Genomic DNA, 19,348 nt, shown 5'->3' with positions numbered 1-19,348 from the left:
TGCGTGCCGAATGGATCTTTTAGCTCAAGCCCGGATCAAGGGCGTTCAGTCCGAATTCATCGACGCCCTGGGCAAGCTGCGGGTCACCGCGCCCGAGGCGCTCAAATCCATCCTCGAGGCCCTGCCGGAGAAGCGGGTTTACCGTTTCGTCAGCGGGCCGGTCGTGGTGCGTGCGCTGGGACATCCGCGCACGGAATTGGCGAGCATCGGCGCGCCGCCGCTCAAATGGAAAGTCACCGGCAGCGGCAATGCGATCGCGCAAGGCGAGACGCGCGAGCCTGTCATCGCCTGGCCCGAGGGACTGCCGCTCGGCTATCACCGGCTCACACTGACCGATGCCGGAGGTGTGACCGAAGAGGTGCCCATGATCGTGGCGCCCGAGCGCGCCTTCGGCGGCGATTTCGACCGCGGCTGGCTGCTCGCCGTGCAGCTTTACAGCGTTCGCTCGGATCGCAATTGGGGCATCGGCGATTTCACCGACCTTGCCGGCCTCGTCCGGCTGGCAAAACAGCTTGGCGCCGACGGCGTCGGACTCAATCCGCTGCATGTTCTGTTCGACAATCATCCGGCCGATTGCAGTCCCTATTCGCCGAACAGTCGGCTGTTTCTCAATCCGCTCTATATCGACGTCGAGGCGATCCCCGAATTTTCCGCCGACCTCGTGCCTGACGCGGCTGCGACTGCCGCGCGACTGCGCAAAGGCGATCGCGTCCCGTATGCCGACATGGCGGCGCTGAAATGGCGGGCCTTGCGCGCCGCCTTTGACAGTTTCGTGAAAAGCGCGAGCGGTGTCCGCCGCAATCAGTTCGATGCGTTCCGCGCCGCCCGCGCACCGCTGCTGTCCCGCTTTGCCTGCTTCGAGGTACTGCGCCATCGTTTCGTCTCGCCATGGTGGGAATGGCCGATGGAATGGCAGCAGCCGAATGAGGCGAAATTGGCCGAATTGCGCAACGGTCCTGACAAGCGCGCGGTCGAGTTCGTCGAATTCGTGCAATGGACGGCCGACAGCCAACTTGGGGCCGCCAAGGAGCTGGCGGGACAGCTCGGTATGCGCGTCGGGCTCTATCTCGACGTCGCCGTCGGTGTGCAGTCCAATGGTTTTGATGCCTGGAACGAGCAGACGGCGATCTCGCGCCACCTCGCCGTCGGGGCGCCGCCCGACGTGCTCAACACCATCGGCCAGGACTGGGGCCTTGCCGGCTTCAATGCCGGTGGCCTCGAGGCGCAGTCCTTCGTGCCGTTCGCCGACATGCTGGCGGCTTCGATGCGCCATGCCGGTGCCATCAGGCTCGATCACGTGCTCGGTCTGAAGCGGCTTTATCTCGTGCCCCGCGGCTTCAAGCCAGACAACGGCGCCTATGTGCAGATGCCGTTCGAGGCGCTGCTGGCGGCGGTGGCCAGCGAGAGCGCCGCCCACAAATGCATCGTGATCGGCGAGGACCTCGGCACAGTGCCCGAAGGCTTTCGCGAGACCATGCAGGATTTCGGCATCTGGTCCTACCTCGTCATGATGTTCGAGCGCGACGATGCCGGCCATTTCCGCAACGCCGACTTCTACCGGCCCAACGCGCTGGTCACGCTCAACACGCACGACCTGTCGACCTATGCCGGCTGGCGCTCGTTCAGCGACCTCAAGATGAAGCGCTCGCTCGGGCTCGATCCCGGCGAGGACGACCAGGCGCGCTGGGATGCGCTCGGCAGGCTCGACGAGATCCTGCGCCAGAACGGCATCAACTCCAACGACCTCTATTCGGTGCTCGCCTTCCTGTCGCGCACGCCGTCGCGGCTGCTGGCGGTGTCGATGGAGGACCTGCTGGGCGTGATCGACCAACCCAACATTCCCGGCACGATCGACGAGCATCCGAACTGGCGCCAGCGCCTGCCCATCGCGCTCGACAAGATCGCCGCGAAGGTCGACCTCACGGCCTTGAGAGCGGCGACGCGGGAACGTTCATTGCCCGGTGGGAGTTAATCGGCCGGGGATTTCTCAGGCTCGAAAACATTGTCTCAGAGGATCGAGGACTATGCGCTGATCGGCGACTGCGAGACCGCGGCGCTGGTCGGGCGCAACGGCTCGATCGACTGGCTATGCTGGCCGGCCTTCGATTCCGATGCGTGCTTCGCCGCCATTCTCGGCACCGACAGGAACGGCCGCTGGCTGATCACGCCGAGCGAGGAGGCGACCTCCATCTCGCGCCGCTATCTCGGCAACACCCTCATCCTCGAAACGCGCTTTGAGACTGAGAGCGGCACCGTCGCGCTGATCGACTTCATGCCGCCGCGCGGCAAGGCCTCCGATATCGTCCGGCTGGTGCGCGGCCTCACGGGCACCGTGAAGATGCGGATGCAACTCGTGATCCGCTTCGGCTTCGGCGTCGACATTCCCTGGGTGCGGCGGATCGACCATTCGCTGATGGCCATTGCCGGCCAGGACATGACCGTGCTGCGCACGCCGGTCGAAACGCGCGGCGAGGACCTGACCACGGTGTCCGACTTCGAGGTGAAGGCGGGCGAGACCGTACCGTTCGTGCTGACCTACGGCCCCTCGCATCTCGATCCGCCCGAGCCGATCGATCCGGAAATCGCCTTCCAGGAGACCGAAAAATTCTGGAATGAGTGGTGCCGCCAGTGCAAGCGCGACGGCGACTATCACGATCTGATCACGCGCTCGCTGATCACGCTGAAGGCGCTGACCTTCGATCCCACCGGCGGCATCGTCGCCGCGCCGACGACGTCGCTGCCGGAGAAGCTCGGCGGCGCCAGGAATTGGGACTACCGCTTCTGCTGGCTGCGCGATGCCACCTTCACGCTGCTGGCGCTGATGAATTCGGGTTACACCGAGGAAGCCTTGGCCTGGCACAATTGGCTGCTGCGCGCCGCGGCCGGCTCGCCGTCGAACATGCAGATCATGTACGGCATCTGGGGCCAGCGGCGATTGCTGGAATGGGAAGCTAGCTGGCTCGACGGCTACGAGGGCGCCCAGCCGGTGCGTATCGGCAATGCCGCGCATGCGCAGCTCCAGCTCGACGTCTATGGCGAATTGATCGATGCCTTCCACCAGTCGCGCATGGCCAAGCTCAAGCTCGACGACGAAACCACCTGGTCGCTGGAATGCGCGGTGCTGCAGCATCTCGCCGAGGTCTGGGATCATCCCGATCACGGCATCTGGGAGCGGCGCGGCCAGCCCAGGCACTACGTCTTCTCCAAGGTCATGACCTGGGTTGCGTTCGACCGCGGCATCAAGAGCGCCGAAACCTTTGGCTTCAAGGCGCCGCTCTTGCACTGGCGGGCCCTGCGCGAGGCCATCCACCGCGATGTCTGCAACAAGGGCTTTGATGCCGAGGAGAATGCCTTCGTCGAATCCTACGGCTCGAAACTGCTCGATGCGTCCGTGCTGCTGCTGCCCGCCGTCGGCTTCCTGCCGGCAAACGACCCACGCATCCACGGCACCATCGCGGCGATCGAAAAGCGCATGACGCGCGACGGCTTTGTGCTGCGGCACGATCCGCGCGAGGTGTCCGATGAGATCCAGCCGATCGAGGGCGCGTTCCTGGCCTGCACGTTGTGGCTCGCCGATGCCCATGTGCTGGCCGGCGATCTCGACAAGGCGCAAGTGCTGCTCGACCGCGTCGTCGGCATCGCCAACGACGTCGGCCTCCTGGCCGAGGAGTACGATTCAGGTGCCCGGCGGCAGACCGGAAACTTCCCGCAAGCCCTGACCCACATCGCGCTGATCAACACCGCCCACAATCTGTCGGCGGCACGGCAGGAGAGCGAGAAGCCGGCCGTGCAGCGATCGAAGCAGTGAGCTAGACCCCGAGCCATTCCAGGCCGCCGGGAAGCTCGCCGGCGGCAAAATCCACCTGCAACACGCGGCGATGCATCGGGACCGTGGCCGCGTCCGACGCATGGAGAATGGGCGTCGCATAGAGCCAGATGTCGCCGGGCTCAGCCAGACAGGCGGCCGTGCCGCAACGCCGGACGACATCCTTTACGTCCTCCTCGGTAATACGTCCAAGCTTGTGCGATCCGGGCGCGATCAGCAGCGGCGCGTTGGTGGCGGGGACTGGATCGATATGAACCCGCAAGGTCACCATGCCTGACAGCAGCGCAAACGGAGGCTCGACGTGCTGCATCCCGCTCTTGACGCTCCAGGTTTCGAAACCATCGACGGAGATACGCTCCTTCACAGCGATGGTGCGATCCTGGTGCCAGCCCAGCGCCCAATTCGTCGCTGCTGATTTGTCAAACAGGATGGCCCTGACCGGACGACAAGCCTCACCAAGCACCGACGCGGCGCAACGTCCGACATGTCCGCTCGCGGCCAGGAAGGGTGCGAGACCCTCAACGCCTCTCAGCCGGAGCCCAGCATGATCGGGCGGCAGATGGGAGAGGATGGACTTGAGCCCGTGCAATCGGTCGGAGGTCAGCGCCTGCCGGAACAGCTGGGCGCCATCATCCGGAAATGTCAGCCGTTCAATTTCCAAGGTCGCGCACCGACAGGCCCATTGCTCAACCCACCCCGTTCCGCTTCAAAATCATCTCCATCGCCTCGGCAAAACCGTCCTGCTCGTTGGTGGCGGTGACGTGGGTGGCCTGGTCCTTGACGTCGTCGGTGGCGTTGCCCATGGCGATCGAGGTGCCGCTGACGCGGAACATGGCGAGATCGTTCTGCATGTCGCCGATGGTGGCAACCGCATCGGTGGAAATGCCGAGGCGGTTGGCCATGGCCTGCACGAAGGTGCCCTTGTCGAAGCCGGGCGGTGTAATGTCGAGGTAATAGGTCTGCGAGCGGACGGCCGTCGCCTCGCTGCCGAGTGCGTCCTGCATCGCCTTTTCGCAGCGCTCCAGGCCCGCGGCATCGGCGCTGGCGCCGACGATCTTGCAGGCGCTGGCGAGGTAGGGAGAGAAATCCGTCACGATAGTCGGGTCGGAACGGATCGTGTGCTGCTCATGTGCGACGTATGTACCGCTGGGATTGTCGATCAGCCATTTGTCGTAGGTGAACAGCCAGATGTTGGCTCTGAACTCGCGCAGGATTTTCAGGGATCGCTCGGCGGCGCTCGCTGGAATCAAATGCTGCTCGACCGGCTTCATCTCGGGATCGATGATCGAGGAGCCGTTGAACGGGCCGACCGGCAGCCACAGCGCCAGCGGCTCGATCAGGAAGCGCATGCCGATGGCGGGGCGGCTGGAGGTGATGGTAAAGCCGACGCCGGCCTGGTGCAGCCGCTGCACTGCGCCCCGCGCGCGGTCCGTCAGCGTCTTGTCCTTGGTCAGCAGCGTGCCGTCGACGTCGGAGACCACCAGTGAGATTTTCGTCATGGCAGAACCTTATGGCAGAACATTGGGTTCGGTTTCTCAGCGTTTCGTCCCGCTCAATCGCAATTGCCGCACCACGCCGTCCACGATCGCCTCGACGGATTCGTCGATCGAGACCGTGATGACGTGCTCGCCCGCTTCCGGCGGCTCCAGCGTGTCGAACTGGCTTGTCAGCAGCCCGGCCGGCATGAAGTGGCCCTTGCGCTGTGCGAGCCGTTCGGCGATCAGCTCCTTGGTGCCCCTCAGGAAGACGAAGCGGACGTCGTCGCGGCCGCGCAGCAGCACGTCACGATAGGTGTGCTTCAGCGCCGAGCACGCGATGATGACGTGCTCGCCTCTGTCGCAGACCCGCGCGATCTCGTCGGCGATGGCGTTGAGCCAGGGCCAGCGGTCCTCGTCGGTGAGGGGATGGCCGGCGCGCATCTTCTCGACATTGCTGGCGGGGTGAAAGCTGTCGCCGTCCTCGAATCGCCAGCCGAGCCGCTGACCCAGCGCCTCCGCCACTGTGCTCTTGCCCGAACCCGACACACCCATCACAATCAACGCACAAGGTGCTTCAACGCCCGCCACGAATTCCCTCCGGAAGCGCGGCTTGGTCGACCAGCCAGACGGTCTCACCATTCGAGCGCGCGCGTACGGCCGGCAGATTCTCGCCATTGAGGAGGCGCGTCAAGATCGGCTGCTTGTCGTGCCCGGCAATCTCGAACAGCATTTCGTAGCACGAGGCCAGCACAGGCAGGGTGAGTGACACCCGCGGCACGAACGGGGCGACATTGGCCTTGGGCACGCCGACGACCCAGCGCGTGGTCTCCTCGATCGCGGGATAGCCCGGGAAGAGCGAGGCGGTGTGGCCGTCCGGGCCGGCGCCCATCAGGACCAAATCGAACAGCGGCCGCGCCGGATCTAGCTTTTCAGCGCCGTAGATGGCCTGCAGCTCACGCGCATAGGCTTCGGCGCTGAGATCCGGATTTTCGGCTGTGGTCGGGATCGGATGGATATGGCCGGACGGCGCGTTGCGATCGAGAAAGGTCGCGCGGGCCACCGCCATGTTGTTGAGCGGATCGCTTTCCGGGACAAAGCGCTCGTCGCCGATGAACCAGTGCACGCGATCCCACGGGACCTTGCCGCGATACGCGTCGCTACCCAGCAGCTGATAGAGCCTCTTCGGGCTGGAGCCGCCGGTGAGGCAGATCGCGATCCGGCCGGGATTGGCCGCGATCCGCGCCATCACCCGTTCGGCGGCGGCCTCTGCCAGCGCCTCGGCGTCGGTGGCGGCGATGAGCTTCGGCTGGTCGGCCGTGGCCATCACGAATATTTCCGCCAGCTGCGCCCGTCACGCCGCAGCAGCTCGTCGGCGCATCGCGGACCGTCGCTGCCGGCTTCATAGGTCTCGATGCCGTTGGTGCCTTCGCTCTTCCAGGCGTCCAGGAACGGCTGCACCGCCTGCCATCCGGCCTCGATGCCGTCGGCACGCTGGAACAGGATGTTGTCGCCGATCATGCAGTCATAGATCAGCGTCTCGTAGCCGGTCGAGGGATCGGCGCGGAAATAGTCGCCGTACTTGAATTTCATCTCGACGCCGTCGATGGTGATGCTCGGCCCCGGGATCTTGGCGTTGAACTGCAGCTCGATGGTCTCGGTCGGCGCGATGCCGATGGTGAGGAAGTTCTGTGACAGGCGGTCGACGTCGGTGCCTGAGAACATCGACAGCGGCGCCTGCTTGAACTTGATCGCCACTTCCGTGCGCTTGTGGCCGAGCGCCTTGCCGGTGCGCAGATAGAACGGCACGCCCGCCCAGCGCCAATTGTCGATCATCAGTTTCAGCGCGACGAAGGTCTCGGTGGTGCTGCCGGGCTTGACGTCCTCGGTCTTGCGATAGTCCGTGAGCTCGTCGTCGCCGATGCGGCCGGCGAGATATTGCGCGCGGACGGAGTTTCTCAGCGCTGCTTCCCGGCTCGGCTGCTGGATCGACGTCAGCACATCGGCCTTCTCGGAGCGGACGGAATGCGCGTCGAAACGCGCCGGCGGCTCCATTGCGACCAGCGACATCAGCTGGAACAGATGGTTCGGCACCATGTCGCGCAGCGCGCCGGTGGCGTCGTAGAAGCCGCCGCGATGGCCGACACCGAGCCTCTCCTCCACGGTGATCTGGATGTGGTCGATATGGTTGCGATTCCAGATCGGCTCGAACATGCCGTTGGCAAAGCGCAGCACCAGGATGTTCTGCACCGTTTCCTTGCCGAGATAATGATCGATCCGGTAGATCTGGTGCTCGTCCATGATCTTCAGCAGCTCGCCATTCAACGCCTTGGCCGAGGCGAGGTCGGTGCCGAACGGTTTTTCGATCACGAGCCTGCGCCAGGCGCCGTTCTCCTTCATCATGCCGGTGCGGCCGAGCTCGCGCGCGGTCGGTGCGAACGCGGCCGGTGGGGTCGCGAGATAGAACAGCCTGTTGCCGCCGGTTTCCTGGGCGCATTCCAGCGAATCCAGATGCTCGCGCAAACGATCAAAGGAGGGTGGGTCCTTCGGATCGGCCTCGACGAAGGTCACGCATTCCAGCAGCTTCCGGGCGATGTCGTCGTCCACGGGCCGCGTCGCGAACTGGCGCAGGCCCTTCATCAGGCTGTCGCGCAGCTCGTCATCGGACTGGCCCTTGCGGGCCACGCCGACGACGCAGAACTTTTCCGGCAGCAGGTGCTCGGCGGCGAGATTATAGAGCGACGGCATCACCAGGCGGTGAGTGAGGTCGCCGGTCACGCCAAAGATGACGAAGGCGCAATTTTCCGGCTTGCGCTTGGCTTGCGGGTCTTTTGTCACGAACGATTGGCCTTCGCTTTGTTGCGTCTTACTTCGGTTTCGAAGCGCCCGGCTGCTTCGGCTCCTTATGGCCGCCGAACCCCGCGCGCATCGCAGAGAGAATTTTTTCTGCGAAGGTGTGTTCCTTGCGGGAACGGAAACGTGTGTAGAGCGCCGCGGTCAGCACTTCGGCCGGCACGGCCTCGTCGATCGCCGCATTCACGGTCCAGCGGCCTTCGCCGGAATCTTCGACGAAGCCGGAATATTCCGACAACGCCGGGCTGTCAGCGAGTGCCGTCGAGGTGAGGTCGAGCAGCCAGGACGGGATCACGGAGCCGCGACGCCAGACCTCGGCGATGTCGGCGAGATCGATGTCGTAGCGATGATCGGCAGGCAGCGCGTCGATGTTGGCATTCTTGAGGATGTCGAAGCCTTCGGCATAGGCCTGCATCAGGCCGTATTCGATGCCGTTGTGGATCATCTTGACGAAGTGGCCGGCGCCGACGGGACCGGCATGGATGTAGCCCTGTTCGATGCGCGGATCGCGTCCGTCACGTCCTTCGGTGCGCGGAATGTCGCCGGCGCCGGGCGCGAGCGCGGCGAAGATCGGATCGAGCCGGTCGACCACCTGCTTCTCGCCGCCGATCATCATGCAATAGCCGCGGTCGAGACCCCAGACGCCGCCGGAGGTGCCGACGTCGACATAATGGATGCCGCGCGCCTTCAGCGCCTTGCCGCGGCGGACGTCGTCCTGCCAGAAGGTGTTGCCGCCGTCGATGATGACGTCGTCTTCCTGCATCACGCCCGCGATAGTGTCGATCGTGGTCTCGGTGATGTGCCCCGCAGGCAGCATCACCCAGGCCGTGCGCGGCCGCTCGAGCTTCGAGATGAACTCTTCCAGCGTCGCCGAGCCCACCGCGCCGTCGGCGGCGAGGCCCGCGACGGCCTTGGCGTCCTTGTCATAGACCACGGTCGAGTGGCCGTGACGCATCAGGCGGCGAACGATGTTGCCGCCCATCCGGCCGAGGCCGATCATGCCGAGTTGCATGTGAAAGCTTCCTTCAATTCAGTGCGTCGTTGAGCGCGGCATTGAGCGCCGCGAGACCTTTCTTGAGCCCGCCCTTGAGGTGGACGCGCAATGCGCGCCGCCCGCGCTCGGTGAGCACGTCGAAATCGCCGCGCGCCTGCGCCGCCTTGATCACGCCGAAGCTCGCCTTCTGGCCCGGCACGGCAAGATCCTTGGCATCGTCGGCGGTGATCTGGAGGAACACGCCGCTGTCGGGCCCGCCCTTGTAGGCCTGCCCGGTCGAGTGCAGGAAGCGCGGCCCGAACTCGGCGCAGGTTGCGACATGACGCTTCTCGCGTACCTCCAGCCGCATGGCCTGGAGTGCGTCGATCGTTGCCTTGTCGCGCGCGATGTAGCCGAGCAGGGCGACATAATCGCCATGGTTCGAGCGCGACAGATGCGCCTTCAGCCAGGAGGTGAGGTCGCCATTGGCGCCGGCGGCGCGCAGCGACGTAGCGTTGGCTTCGTCGGTGTAGAGATCGGCCTCCGCCGTGCTGACCACGGGCTGCTCGGCCGGCAGCGCGCCGGTCTTCTCGAACGACGCCGTCAGTTCGCGGGTCTTGATCTTGGCCGCTTCCACGTCCGGCTGGTCGAACGGGTTGATGCCGAGGATCGAGCCTGCCACCGCGGTTGCCATCTCGAAGCGGAAGAACTCCTGGCCGAGATGGTCGATCGACTTCATGACGATGCGGACGACGGGATGGCCGGCCGCTTCGACCGCGGCAAGCTTGGAGTCGTGCGCGGCATCCGCTTCGCCCTCGGTGCGGATGTCGATGAAGAAGCGGTCGTTGCCGTAGAGCGCGGGCGCGCCCAGCGGCTCGCCGTCGATCGGGATCAGGCCCTTGCCTTCCTTGCCGGTCGATTCCGCGATGAGCTGCTCGGCCCAGGCGCCGAAATCGGCGATCTTCTTCGACGACAGGATCGTCACCTTGTCGCGGCCTTCGAGCGCGGCGAGGCCCATGGCGAGGCCGAGCTGCACGCCGGGGTTCTCGCTCGGCGGCACGTCCGGTCCGCAGGAGCGCGCCATCGAGAGCGCATGCTTGATGAAGGTCTTGACGTCGATGCCGGCCGTGGCCGCCGGCACCAGGCCGAACGGCGACAGCACCGAATAGCGGCCGCCGATCGTGGGCTCGCCATGGAAGATGCGGGCGTAGTTCAGCGTCTTGGCCGCCTTCTCCAGCGACGAGCCGGGATCGGTCACCGCGATGAAGCGGAAGCCGGTCTTGGCCTTCGGGCCGAGGGCCTGCGCCACGCGCTCGTGGAAATAGTCCTTCATCGCATTCGGCTCGGTGGTGCCGCCGGATTTGCTCGACACGATGAACACCGTGTTGGCGATGTCGATCTTGTCTTCCATCGCGCGGACCTGCGCCGGATCGGTGGAATCCAGCACGTGCAGCTTCGGGAAGCCGGGTTTCTTCCCAAACGTCTCGGCCAGCACCTCGGGACCCAGGCTCGATCCGCCCATGCCGAGCACGACGGCGTCGGAGAATTTCTGGCCCTTCACGCGGTTGGCGTAGTCCTCGTAATCGGCGACGTCGGCCTTGGCGGCACTGTCGAGCCAGCCGAGCCATTTGTTCTCGTCCGTGCCGGTCCAGACCGATTTGTCGCGCTGCCAGAGCCTGCGGATCTTGGCCGCGGCGCGCCAGTCCTCGGTGCTCTTGGCCACGGCCTTGCCGAGCCCGTCACCCAGCGAGAGCTGCTGGCGGTCGATCGCGGGCCCTAGCACGGTGGCGCGCTTGTGGGCGACGGCGCCGTAGAGCTTGTCGGCGGCGTCCGCAAACAGCTTGACGCCGTCCTTGACCAGCTCCTCGGTGATGGCGTCGAGCGAGACGCCGGAGCGCTCCAGCTCTTCCAGCACCCGGTGAGCGTCGTCGACGTTTTCCTCAAGGCTGTCGCGCACCTTGCCGTGGTCGCGGAAGGCGTCCAGCGTTGCCGGCGGCACGGTGTTGATGGTGTCTGGGCCGATCAGCTCCTCGACATAGAGGACGTCGCTGTAGTCCTTGTTCTTGGTGCCGGTCGAGGCCCACAGCATGCGCTGCGGCTTGGCGCCCTTGGCGGCGAGCTTCTCCCAGCGCGGACCCGAGAACAGGCGCTTGTAATCCTGATAGGCGACCTTGGCGTTGGCGATTGCGACCTTGCCCTTCAGCGCGGCAAGGCGCTCCTTCTCGGAGGGATCGTTGGCGCGGGCGATCTTCTCGTCGAGCTGCTTGTCCACCACGCTGTCGATGCGGCTGACGAAGAAGCTCGCCACGCTCGCGACATGCGAGGGATCGCCGCCACCGGCGACGTATTTTTCGAGACCGGCGAGGTAGGCCTCGGCGACCTGGAGATAGACGGCCTTCGAGAACAGCAGCGTGATGTTGATGCTAATGCCGTCGCCGATCAGCGTCTCGATCGCAGGCAGGCCCTCCGGCGTCGCCGGCACCTTCACCATCAGGTTCTTGCGGCCAACGTCCTTCCAGAGCCGGCGCGCCTCGGCGACCGTACCTGATGTGTCCATCGCCAGATAGGGCGAGACTTCGAGGCTGACATAGCCGTCGCCGCCCTTGAGGCGGTCATAGACCGGGCGGAGCACGTCGGCGGCGGCCTGGATGTCCTCGACCGCCACGGTTTCGAACAGGTCGGCCACGGTCCGGTCGCCGCGCTTCAGCGCCTTGCCGATCGGGGCGTCATATTCGTCGGAGCTGCCGATCGCCTTCTCGAAGATCGACGGATTGGAGGTGACGCCTTTGAGGCCGTCGGTGTCAATCAGCCGCTTCAGGTCGCCCTTGGCGATGAAGCCGCGGGCGAGGAAGTCCAGCCAGACGGCCTGTCCGTGCTTTTCCAGTTCTTTGACGGGATTCATGATGCTTTTTATCTCCAAGCCTGCGGGCGGAGGGGGTTTCCGCGCCGGTCCTGACGCGCTATCCTTTAGCCCACATGCTCCCGGGAGGGAACCAATCAAGGGCGTAGGCGTCATCCCCTCAAGGTAACTCCGTCGCGATCATGGCGATCCGGCGGGAGTCGTGCTTTTGCGTAATAAAAGTTTGACCGGGATGCTTCGGCCGAGGTCTTGTTGCGTGAGGATGATCTGTCGCGTCGCTGAGTGTCATCAGTGGAGTTCGATCCGTCTGATCGTGATTGGTTCGGTCGCGAATGGCCATGCTGGGGGAAAGCATGCGCGCGCATCCTGATGGCGTTATCGTTGCCGCCGATCGATCGGACCGGCTGTGCGCATCGGTGCACCCATGATCTCGAAATTGGTCAATGCGTCATGCGGCTGGTCGTCGCGGCGGTTTCGGCGTGACGCTGCCGAGCGCAGGCTTTGCTTTCAGGTCAAGCGTGGCAGCGCTCCTGCGTCCGCGCTGCTGCGCGCGACGCGCTGAACAGTTGGATTGTTATCCTTTCGGAGGGGCTGGCGACCGATTTTGACACGGCGCTGTGCGCTTGCCGCGACACTCATGCTGCCTGCAATCCGGAGATCGCATTGCAGCAGGAAGATGAACGCGCCACGCAAGCTCCCCGCAAACGTCACAAGTTTGCCGCTGGCGGATCGTCATGTTGCAGTGCCGGAGGCAGCCGTCCCCGGTATTGCCCGGATGTGGCGAGCGAGTGACAATTTCTGGAAATGAGCGAAGATAGAGATAGATTCGCACAAATTACAGGCAAGTGCCTGTTCGTAATTCACAGAGTGCCTACCTTGTGCGTTGCGTGGTGTCGGCACCCGGGTGTCCAATGATCGTCATGTGCTCACGCTGATTCGAGAAGCGGCCTGAGGAACGGTCCAGTAACGCTTTCGTTTCAGCTTGTAGCGGAACTCACGCGGAGAGGGATCATGTACAACGATTCTCTATTCAACGCTTTCGCTCGGTCGTTCGAGGCGAGAAGCCAGCACGACATGTCGATGGCGGAATATCTGGAATCGTGTCGAAGCGATCCCATGAAATACGCGAATGCGGCCGAACGTCTGCTAGCTGCGATCGGAGAACCCCAGACGATTGACACGGCCAAGGACCCACGCCTTGGCCGTATTTTTTTGAACCGCACCATCCGGACCTATCCGGCCTTCGCCGGCTTCTACGGCATGGAAGAAACCATCGAGCGCATCGTCGGCTTCTTCCGCCACGCCGCGCAAGGTCTCGAAGAGCGCAAGCAGATCCTCTATCTGCTCGGCCCGGTCGGCGGCGGCAAATCCTCGCTCGCCGAACGGCTCAAGTCGCTGATGGAAGTGCAGCCGATCTACGTGCTCAAGGCCGGCGACGAACTCTCGCCCGTGTTCGAGAGCCCGCTCAGCCTGTTCGATCCCGATAATCTCGGGCCGATGCTGGAAGAGAAATACGGCATTCCGCGCCGGCGCCTCACCGGCTTGATGAGCCCGTGGTGCTACAAGCGGCTCGAGGCCTTCGGCGGCGATATCTCGCAATTCCGCGTCGCCAAGATCCAGCCGTCGCGGCTGCGCCAGATCGCGGTTTCCAAGACCGAGCCCGGTGACGAGAACAACCAGGACATCTCCTCGCTGGTCGGCAAGGTCGACATCCGCAAGCTCGAGACTTATGCGCAGAACGACCCCGACGCCTACAGCTATTCGGGCGGCCTCAACCGCGCCAACCAGGGCATCCTCGAATTCGTCGAGATGTTCAAGGCGCCGATCAAGATGCTGCATCCGTTGCTCACCGCAACGCAGGAAGGCAACTACATCGGCACCGAGAATATCGGCGCGATCCCGTTCACCGGCGTCATCCTGGCGCACTCCAACGAAGCGGAGTGGGCGAGCTTCAAGGCCAACAAGAACAACGAAGCCTTCATCGACCGTATCTGCGTCATCAAGGTGCCGTACTGCCTGCGCGTCACCGAAGAGCAGAAGATCTACGAGAAGCTGATCCAAGGCTCCGAGCTCGCGGCCGCGCCTTGCGCGCCCTCGACGCTGGAGACGCTGGCGCGGTTCTCGGTGATGTCGCGCCTGCGCAAGCACGAGAACTCCACGCTGTTCGGCAAGATGCGGGTCTATGACGGCGAGAGCCTGAAGGAATCCGATCCTAAGGCGCGCAGCGTCCAGGAATATCGCGATGCCGCCGGCGTCGACGAGGGCATGGACGGTGTCTCCACCCGCTTCGCCTTCAAGATCCTGGCTGCGACCTTCAACCACGATCCGCAGGAGGTCGCCGCCGACGCCGTGCATCTGATGTACGCGCTGGAGCAGTCGATCCGCCGCGAGCAACTGCCGGAGGAAGTCGAGAAACGCTATCTCGAATTCATCAAGGCGGAGCTGGCGCCGCGTTACGCCGAGTTCATCGGCAACGAGATCCAGAAGGCGTATCTCGAATCCTACTCGGATTACGGCCAGAACCTGTTCGACCGCTACGTCGACTACGCCGACGCCTGGATCGAGGACCAGGACTTCAAGGATCCTGACACCGGCCAGCTGCTGGATCGCGAGCTTTTGAACCAGGAATTGACCAAAATCGAGAAGCCGGCGGGCATTGCCAACCCCAAGGACTTCCGCAACGAGGTCGTCAAATTCTCGTTACGCTCGCGGGCCCAGAACGGCGGCAAAAATCCGACCTGGACCTCATACGAGAAGATTCGCGACGTGATCGAAAAGCGGATATTCTCCCAGGTCGAGGACCTGCTTCCGGTCATCTCCTTCGGGTCGAAGAAGGACGGCGAGACGGAGAAGAAGCACGGCGAGTTCGTGGCACGCATGGTGGAGCGCGGCTACACCGAGCGTCAGGTTCGCCGGCTCGTCGAATGGTACATGCGCGTGAAGCAGGCTGGTTGAGGCGGATGAAAAAGTGCCGATTCACATTATTGACAGGCGCCTGAATCCAGGCGGCAAGAGTCTCGAGAACCGCCAGCGGTTCTTGCGTCGGGCCAAATCCCTGGTGCAGGGCGCCGTCAAGAAGACCTCGCAGGAACGCGACATCAAGGACGTCCTCGAGGGCGGTGAGGTCACGATACCGCTCGACGGTATGCACGAGCCGCGTTTCCGCCGTGAAGGCGGAACGCGCGACATGGTGCTGCCCGGGAACAAGAAGTTCATCGAGGGCGACTATCTCCAGCGCTCCGGCCAGGGCAGCGCCAAGGATTCAGGTCCGGGCGAAGGCGACAGCGAGGACGCTTTCCGCTTCGTGCTCTCCCGTGACGAGTTCGTCGATCTCTTCCTCGACGATCTCGAGCTGCCGGATCTGGCCAAGCGCAAGATCGCGCAGACCGAGAGCGAGGGGATCCAGCGCGCCGGCTACACCACGTCGGGCTCGCCGGCCAACATTTCGGTGAGCCGCACCGTAAAGCTCGCGCTGGCCCGCCGCATCGCGCTCAAGCGGCCCCGCAAGGAAGAGATCGAGGAGCTGGAAGCCGCGATCGCCGCCAGCACCGACGAGGACGAACGCGCGGAGCTCATCGCCCAGCTCGAAAAGCTGAAGGCGAAGGCCAAGCGGGTTCCCTTCATCGATCCGCTCGACATCCGCTATCGCCGCTACGAGAAGGTGCCGCGGCCGGTCGCGCAGGCCGTGATGTTCTGCCTGATGGACGTGTCGGGCTCGATGTCCGAGCACATGAAGGATCTGGCAAAACGCTTCTACATGCTGCTCTACGTGTTTCTGAAGCGGCGCTACAAGCATGTCGAGATCGTCTTCATCCGCCACACCGACCGCGCCGAGGAAGTGGACGAGCAGACCTTCTTCTACGGTCCGGCCTCGGGCGGCACGCTGGTCTCCAGCGCGCTGCAGGCGATGAACGAGATCGTGCGCGAGCGCTTCAATCCGTCGGACTGGAACATCTACGCAGCCCAGGCCTCCGACGGCGACAATTCCTATTCCGACGGCGAGCTCACGGGCATGCTGCTGACCGACAAGATTTTGCCGGTCTGCCAGTTCTTCGCCTATCTTGAGGTCGGGGAATCCGGCGGCAGCGCCTTCGATCTCTCCGACTCCTCGCTCTGGACCCTCTATGATCGCCTGCGTAACAGCGGCGCACCGCTCTCGATGCGCAAGGTCAGCGAGCGCAGCGAGATCTTCCCGGTGTTCCACGACCTGTTCCAGCGCCGCGAAACTTCCCAGGAGAAAGCCGCTCCATGACGGAAAGACTGTTCGAAGGCGCCGATTGGGATTTCCACACCTTACAGCGCATCACCGATGCCTGCGAGGAGGTGGCGCTCAAGCAGCTCGGGCTCGACGTCTATCCGAACCAGATCGAGGTCATCACCGCCGAGCAGATGCTGGATGCCTACTCCTCCGTCGGCATGCCCTTGTTCTACAAGCACTGGTCGTTCGGCAAGCAGTTCGCGTTCCACGAGGCGTCCTACCGCAAGGGCCTGATGGGGCTCGCCTATGAGATCGTAATCAACTCCTCGCCCTGCATCTCCTACCTGATGGAGGAGAACACGGCGACGATGCAGACGCTGGTGATCGCGCACGCTGCCTTCGGCCACAATCATTTCTTCAAGAACAACTACCTGTTCAAGCAGTGGACCGATGCCGAGGGCATCCTGGATTACCTCGACTTCGCCAAGAACTACGTCATGCAGTGCGAGGAGCGCTACGGCCGCACCGAGGTCGAGCGCACGCTCGACGCCGCGCACGCGCTGATGTCGCACGGCATCGACCGCTATCCCGGCAAGAAGAAGCTGGATCTGCGCGCCGAAGAGAAGCGGGCAGGGCGCCGCCGCCAGCATGAGGAGGAGGTCTTCAACGATCTCTGGCGCACCGTGCCCAAGGGCGCCGCCAAGAGCCGCTCCGCACTCAGCATCGAGCGCCGCCGCAAGCTGCTCGGCCTGCCGCAGGAGAACCTGCTCTATTTCCTGGAGAAGAGCGCGCCGCGCCTGGCGCCCTGGCAGCGCGAGCTGCTGCGCATCGTCCGCCACATCGCGCAGTATTTCTATCCGCAGAGCCAGACCAAGGTGATGAACGAGGGGACGGCGACCTACGTCCACTATCGCATCATGACCAAGCTGCACGAGCAGGGCCGCATCACTGACGGCAACTTCCTCGAATTCCTGGGCTCGCACACCAACGTGGTGTTCCAGCCCGAATTCGACGATCCGCGCTACTCCGGGTTCAATCCCTATGCGCTCGGCTTTGCCGTGATGCAGGACATCGAGCGCATCGTCACCAAGCCGGAGGATGAGGACCGCGAATGGTTCCCCGACATCGCCGGCAAGGGCGACGTGATGGGCGTGCTGCGCGACGTCTGGGCCAATTATCGCGACGAAAGCTTCATCGGCCAGTTCTTGAGTCCCAAATTGATGCGGCACTTCCGCATGTTCCATTTGCACGACGATCCCGAGGAGCGCGCCGGCATCCGCGTCGATGCCATCCACGACGAGCGCGGCTTCCGCCGCGTCCGGCGCGAGCTGGCGCGCCAGCACGACGTCGGCTTCATCGACGCCAATATCGAGGTGGTCGACGTCGATCTCTCCGGAGATCGCCGGCTGATCCTGCATCACCATGTGATCAAGGGCTCGCAGCTCAACGAGACCGACACCAAGCGGGTGCTGCAGCACCTTGCAGATCTCTGGACCTACGACGTCTCGCTGATCGAGGTCGACACCAACGACAAGGTTTTGCGCGAATACGTCGTGAGCCCGCGCCCGATCCCGGTGGCGGCCTGAGGCGGCTGGCGACATCCAACGTCTGATGCTGTGAGCCTGACTGGCGCGCCCCGACGGAGGTGCGTTCCCTCCCCCGCAAGGGGGGAGGGAACGGAGAGAGCATCGCGATTTGACTTCAGCTCGTTGCGTACTAGCGCTTTGCCGCAGGCTTCTTCTTCGACGCATTCAGCTCCACCGCCGCGCGGATCAGCGCCTTCAACGCCTTCTCATTCACCTTCTCGCCCTCGCGAATATCGATCGCACGGCGCACGTTTCCCTCGAGGCTCGAATTGAACAGCCCGGCAGGATCGTCCAGCGCCGCGCCCTTGGCGAAGGTCAGCTTCACCACCTCCTTGTAGGTCTCGCCGGTGCAGATGATGCCGTCATGCTCCCACACGGGAACGCCGCGCCATTTCCACTCCTCGACGACATCAGGATCGGCTTCCTTGATCAGGCCGCGGACCCGCGCCAGCATCTCGCCGCGCCAGTCGCCGAGCTCCCTGATCCGGCCGTCGATCATTTTTGAGGGCGACGCGCTGTCGGTTTTCGTCGCGCTAGCCTTCTTCGCGGTCACGGCTTTGGTCATCATCCCGCCCCGTTCACGCGTTGCCGCGGCGCAGATAGGGCAGCGCGAACAGATAGAGCCCGGTCGCGAGCAACGGGATCAGCGGCACGAAGGCCAGCAGCCCGATCCACGTCGCCTGAATCTGCATGGTCAGCGCAACGATGTTGGCGATGACGGCAACCGTGAAAGCCATCGACAACCAGCGATGAATCTGCCGGATCCACAAGTTCGAGTTCATTGAGGTCTCCCCTGAAAATGATTGAAGGTGACGCCGGCAGAGCTACTCGGCCCGCGCCAACACTTCGTCCAGCTTGTTGAAGAACTGCTTCCAGCCGGCATGCGCGCCGCCATAGGCCTGCTTCTGCGTCGGGCTGAAACCTGCCTGCTCGACGCGCAAATGCGTGCCTGAAAGCGTCGGCGTCAGCGTGAAGGTCACGATGCTCTTGAGATCGAACGCCGCGTCCTCGTGCGAGAAATTCCAGGTGTAGGCGAGCGTCTTCTGCGGCTCGATGGTGAGCACCTCGCAATCGAGCACGCCGCCCCACTCGCCGCGCAAATTGAAGCGGTGACCGACGGTCGGCTTGAAGTCGTTCTTCATCAGCCATTCCTCGATCAGATGCGGCTGCGTCAGCGCGCGCCAGAGCCGCTCGGCCGGAAAGGCGAATTCACGCTCGACGACGACAGAACGGGTTTCAGTCATTGGTCCATCCTCTTCAGGAGATCGTCGAGTGCATCGAGCCGGTTCTGCCAGAAGCCGGCCATCTGGCTGGTCCAGTCGACCAGCGGATTCAGCGCGCCGGGCTGGGCGCTGTAATGGGTCTGGCGTCCCTCATGGCGGTCGCGCACCAGGCCCGCCTGCTTCAGCGCGCCGAGATGTTTCGAGACCGCCGGCTGGGAAACGCCCGACTGCGCCGTCAGTGCCCCGACCGTCTGCTCGCCCTCGCGGCACAGCCGCTCGAAGATCGCCCGCCGGGTCGGGTCGGCGAGCGTCCTGAACAGAAGGTCGTGGGCGGCTGACATGCGGAATCCATAA

General features: G+C 64.0%; 16 protein-coding genes. 5 read left to right on the top strand and 11 right to left on the bottom strand.

The window, feature by feature from the left end; genetic code table 11:
• Positions 1-10: 10 nt before the first annotated feature.
• A complete protein-coding gene (gene malQ, locus RAD16_RS38060; protein WP_458163002.1) occupies positions 11-1,972 on the top strand; it encodes a 4-alpha-glucanotransferase in 1,962 nt (653 codons plus the stop codon).
• A 30-nt stretch (positions 1,973-2,002) separates the two neighbouring features.
• A complete protein-coding gene (locus tag RAD16_RS38055; RefSeq protein WP_458163001.1) occupies positions 2,003-3,808 on the top strand; it encodes a glycoside hydrolase family 15 protein in 1,806 nt (601 codons plus the stop codon).
• A gap of 1 nt (position 3,809) precedes the next feature.
• On the opposite strand, the gene RAD16_RS38050 is transcribed toward RAD16_RS38055, so the two are convergent.
• The 7 genes from RAD16_RS38050 to RAD16_RS38020 are packed head-to-tail and all read right to left on the bottom strand — an operon-like array spanning position 3,810 to position 12,029.
• Positions 3,810-4,487 carry a phytanoyl-CoA dioxygenase family protein gene (locus RAD16_RS38050; RefSeq protein ID WP_458163000.1) on the bottom strand — a complete coding sequence of 226 codons (678 nt, stop codon included), beginning with the start codon at positions 4,485-4,487 and terminating at the stop codon, positions 3,810-3,812.
• Positions 4,488-4,512: 25 nt separating this feature from the next.
• Positions 4,513-5,325, bottom strand: coding sequence for an HAD family hydrolase (locus tag RAD16_RS38045; RefSeq protein ID WP_458162999.1), 813 nt, complete (start codon positions 5,323-5,325; stop codon positions 4,513-4,515).
• A 36-nt stretch (positions 5,326-5,361) separates the two neighbouring features.
• Complete coding sequence (locus RAD16_RS38040) at positions 5,362-5,892, bottom strand: gluconokinase (RefSeq protein ID WP_458162998.1); 531 nt, start codon at positions 5,890-5,892, stop codon at positions 5,362-5,364.
• Positions 5,879-6,628, bottom strand: a complete 750-nt coding sequence (gene pgl / locus RAD16_RS38035; RefSeq protein WP_458162997.1) for a 6-phosphogluconolactonase — start codon at positions 6,626-6,628, stop codon at positions 5,879-5,881. Before pgl ends, RAD16_RS38040 begins: the two co-directional genes overlap by 14 nt.
• Positions 6,628-8,139 (bottom strand): glucose-6-phosphate dehydrogenase, encoded by a 1,512-nt coding sequence (gene zwf / locus RAD16_RS38030; protein WP_458162996.1) that lies wholly within the window; start codon positions 8,137-8,139, stop codon positions 6,628-6,630. Before zwf ends, pgl begins: the two co-directional genes overlap by 1 nt.
• 28 nt (positions 8,140-8,167) lie before the next feature.
• A complete protein-coding gene (gene gnd, locus RAD16_RS38025) occupies positions 8,168-9,166 on the bottom strand; it encodes a phosphogluconate dehydrogenase (NAD(+)-dependent, decarboxylating) (protein ID WP_458162995.1) in 999 nt (332 codons plus the stop codon).
• A 13-nt stretch (positions 9,167-9,179) separates the two neighbouring features.
• Positions 9,180-12,029: a bifunctional transaldolase/phosoglucose isomerase gene (locus RAD16_RS38020; protein ID WP_458162994.1), complete on the bottom strand. Its 2,850-nt coding sequence runs from the start codon at positions 12,027-12,029 to the stop codon at positions 9,180-9,182.
• A 969-nt stretch (positions 12,030-12,998) separates the two neighbouring features.
• Between RAD16_RS38020 and RAD16_RS38015 the strand changes: the two genes are divergently transcribed.
• Genes RAD16_RS38015 through RAD16_RS38005 form a run of 3 tightly spaced genes read left to right on the top strand, consistent with a single transcriptional unit; the run spans position 12,999 to position 17,771 of the window.
• Positions 12,999-14,942, top strand: a complete 1,944-nt coding sequence (locus tag RAD16_RS38015; RefSeq protein WP_458162993.1) for a PrkA family serine protein kinase — start codon at positions 12,999-13,001, stop codon at positions 14,940-14,942.
• A gap of 13 nt (positions 14,943-14,955) precedes the next feature.
• On the top strand, positions 14,956-16,239 hold the full coding sequence (locus tag RAD16_RS38010; RefSeq protein ID WP_458162992.1) for a YeaH/YhbH family protein: 1,284 nt from the start codon (positions 14,956-14,958) through the stop codon (positions 16,237-16,239).
• Positions 16,236-17,771, top strand: a complete 1,536-nt coding sequence (locus tag RAD16_RS38005) for a SpoVR family protein (protein ID WP_458162991.1) — start codon at positions 16,236-16,238, stop codon at positions 17,769-17,771. Before RAD16_RS38010 ends, RAD16_RS38005 begins: the two co-directional genes overlap by 4 nt.
• Positions 17,772-17,901: 130 nt before the next feature.
• Here RAD16_RS38005 and RAD16_RS38000 read toward each other — a convergent pair whose 3' ends face one another.
• Genes RAD16_RS38000 through RAD16_RS37985 form a run of 4 tightly spaced genes read right to left on the bottom strand, consistent with a single transcriptional unit; the run spans position 17,902 to position 19,335 of the window.
• The gene (locus tag RAD16_RS38000; RefSeq protein ID WP_458162990.1) at positions 17,902-18,336 is read right to left on the bottom strand and encodes a DUF1801 domain-containing protein; all 435 of its coding nucleotides are present in this window, start codon (positions 18,334-18,336) and stop codon (positions 17,902-17,904) included.
• A gap of 13 nt (positions 18,337-18,349) precedes the next feature.
• Positions 18,350-18,553, bottom strand: coding sequence for a hypothetical protein (locus RAD16_RS37995; RefSeq protein WP_458162989.1), 204 nt, complete (start codon positions 18,551-18,553; stop codon positions 18,350-18,352).
• A 42-nt stretch (positions 18,554-18,595) separates the two neighbouring features.
• Positions 18,596-19,015 (bottom strand): SRPBCC family protein, encoded by a 420-nt coding sequence (locus RAD16_RS37990; protein WP_458162988.1) that lies wholly within the window; start codon positions 19,013-19,015, stop codon positions 18,596-18,598.
• Positions 19,012-19,335, bottom strand: coding sequence for an ArsR/SmtB family transcription factor (locus RAD16_RS37985; RefSeq protein ID WP_458162987.1), 324 nt, complete (start codon positions 19,333-19,335; stop codon positions 19,012-19,014). Before RAD16_RS37985 ends, RAD16_RS37990 begins: the two co-directional genes overlap by 4 nt.
• Positions 19,336-19,348: the final 13 nt, after the last annotated feature.

The sequence above is a fragment of the Bradyrhizobium sp. 18BD genome (genome assembly GCF_054185225.1).
This window is presented reverse-complemented; position numbering and strand designations above follow the sequence as displayed.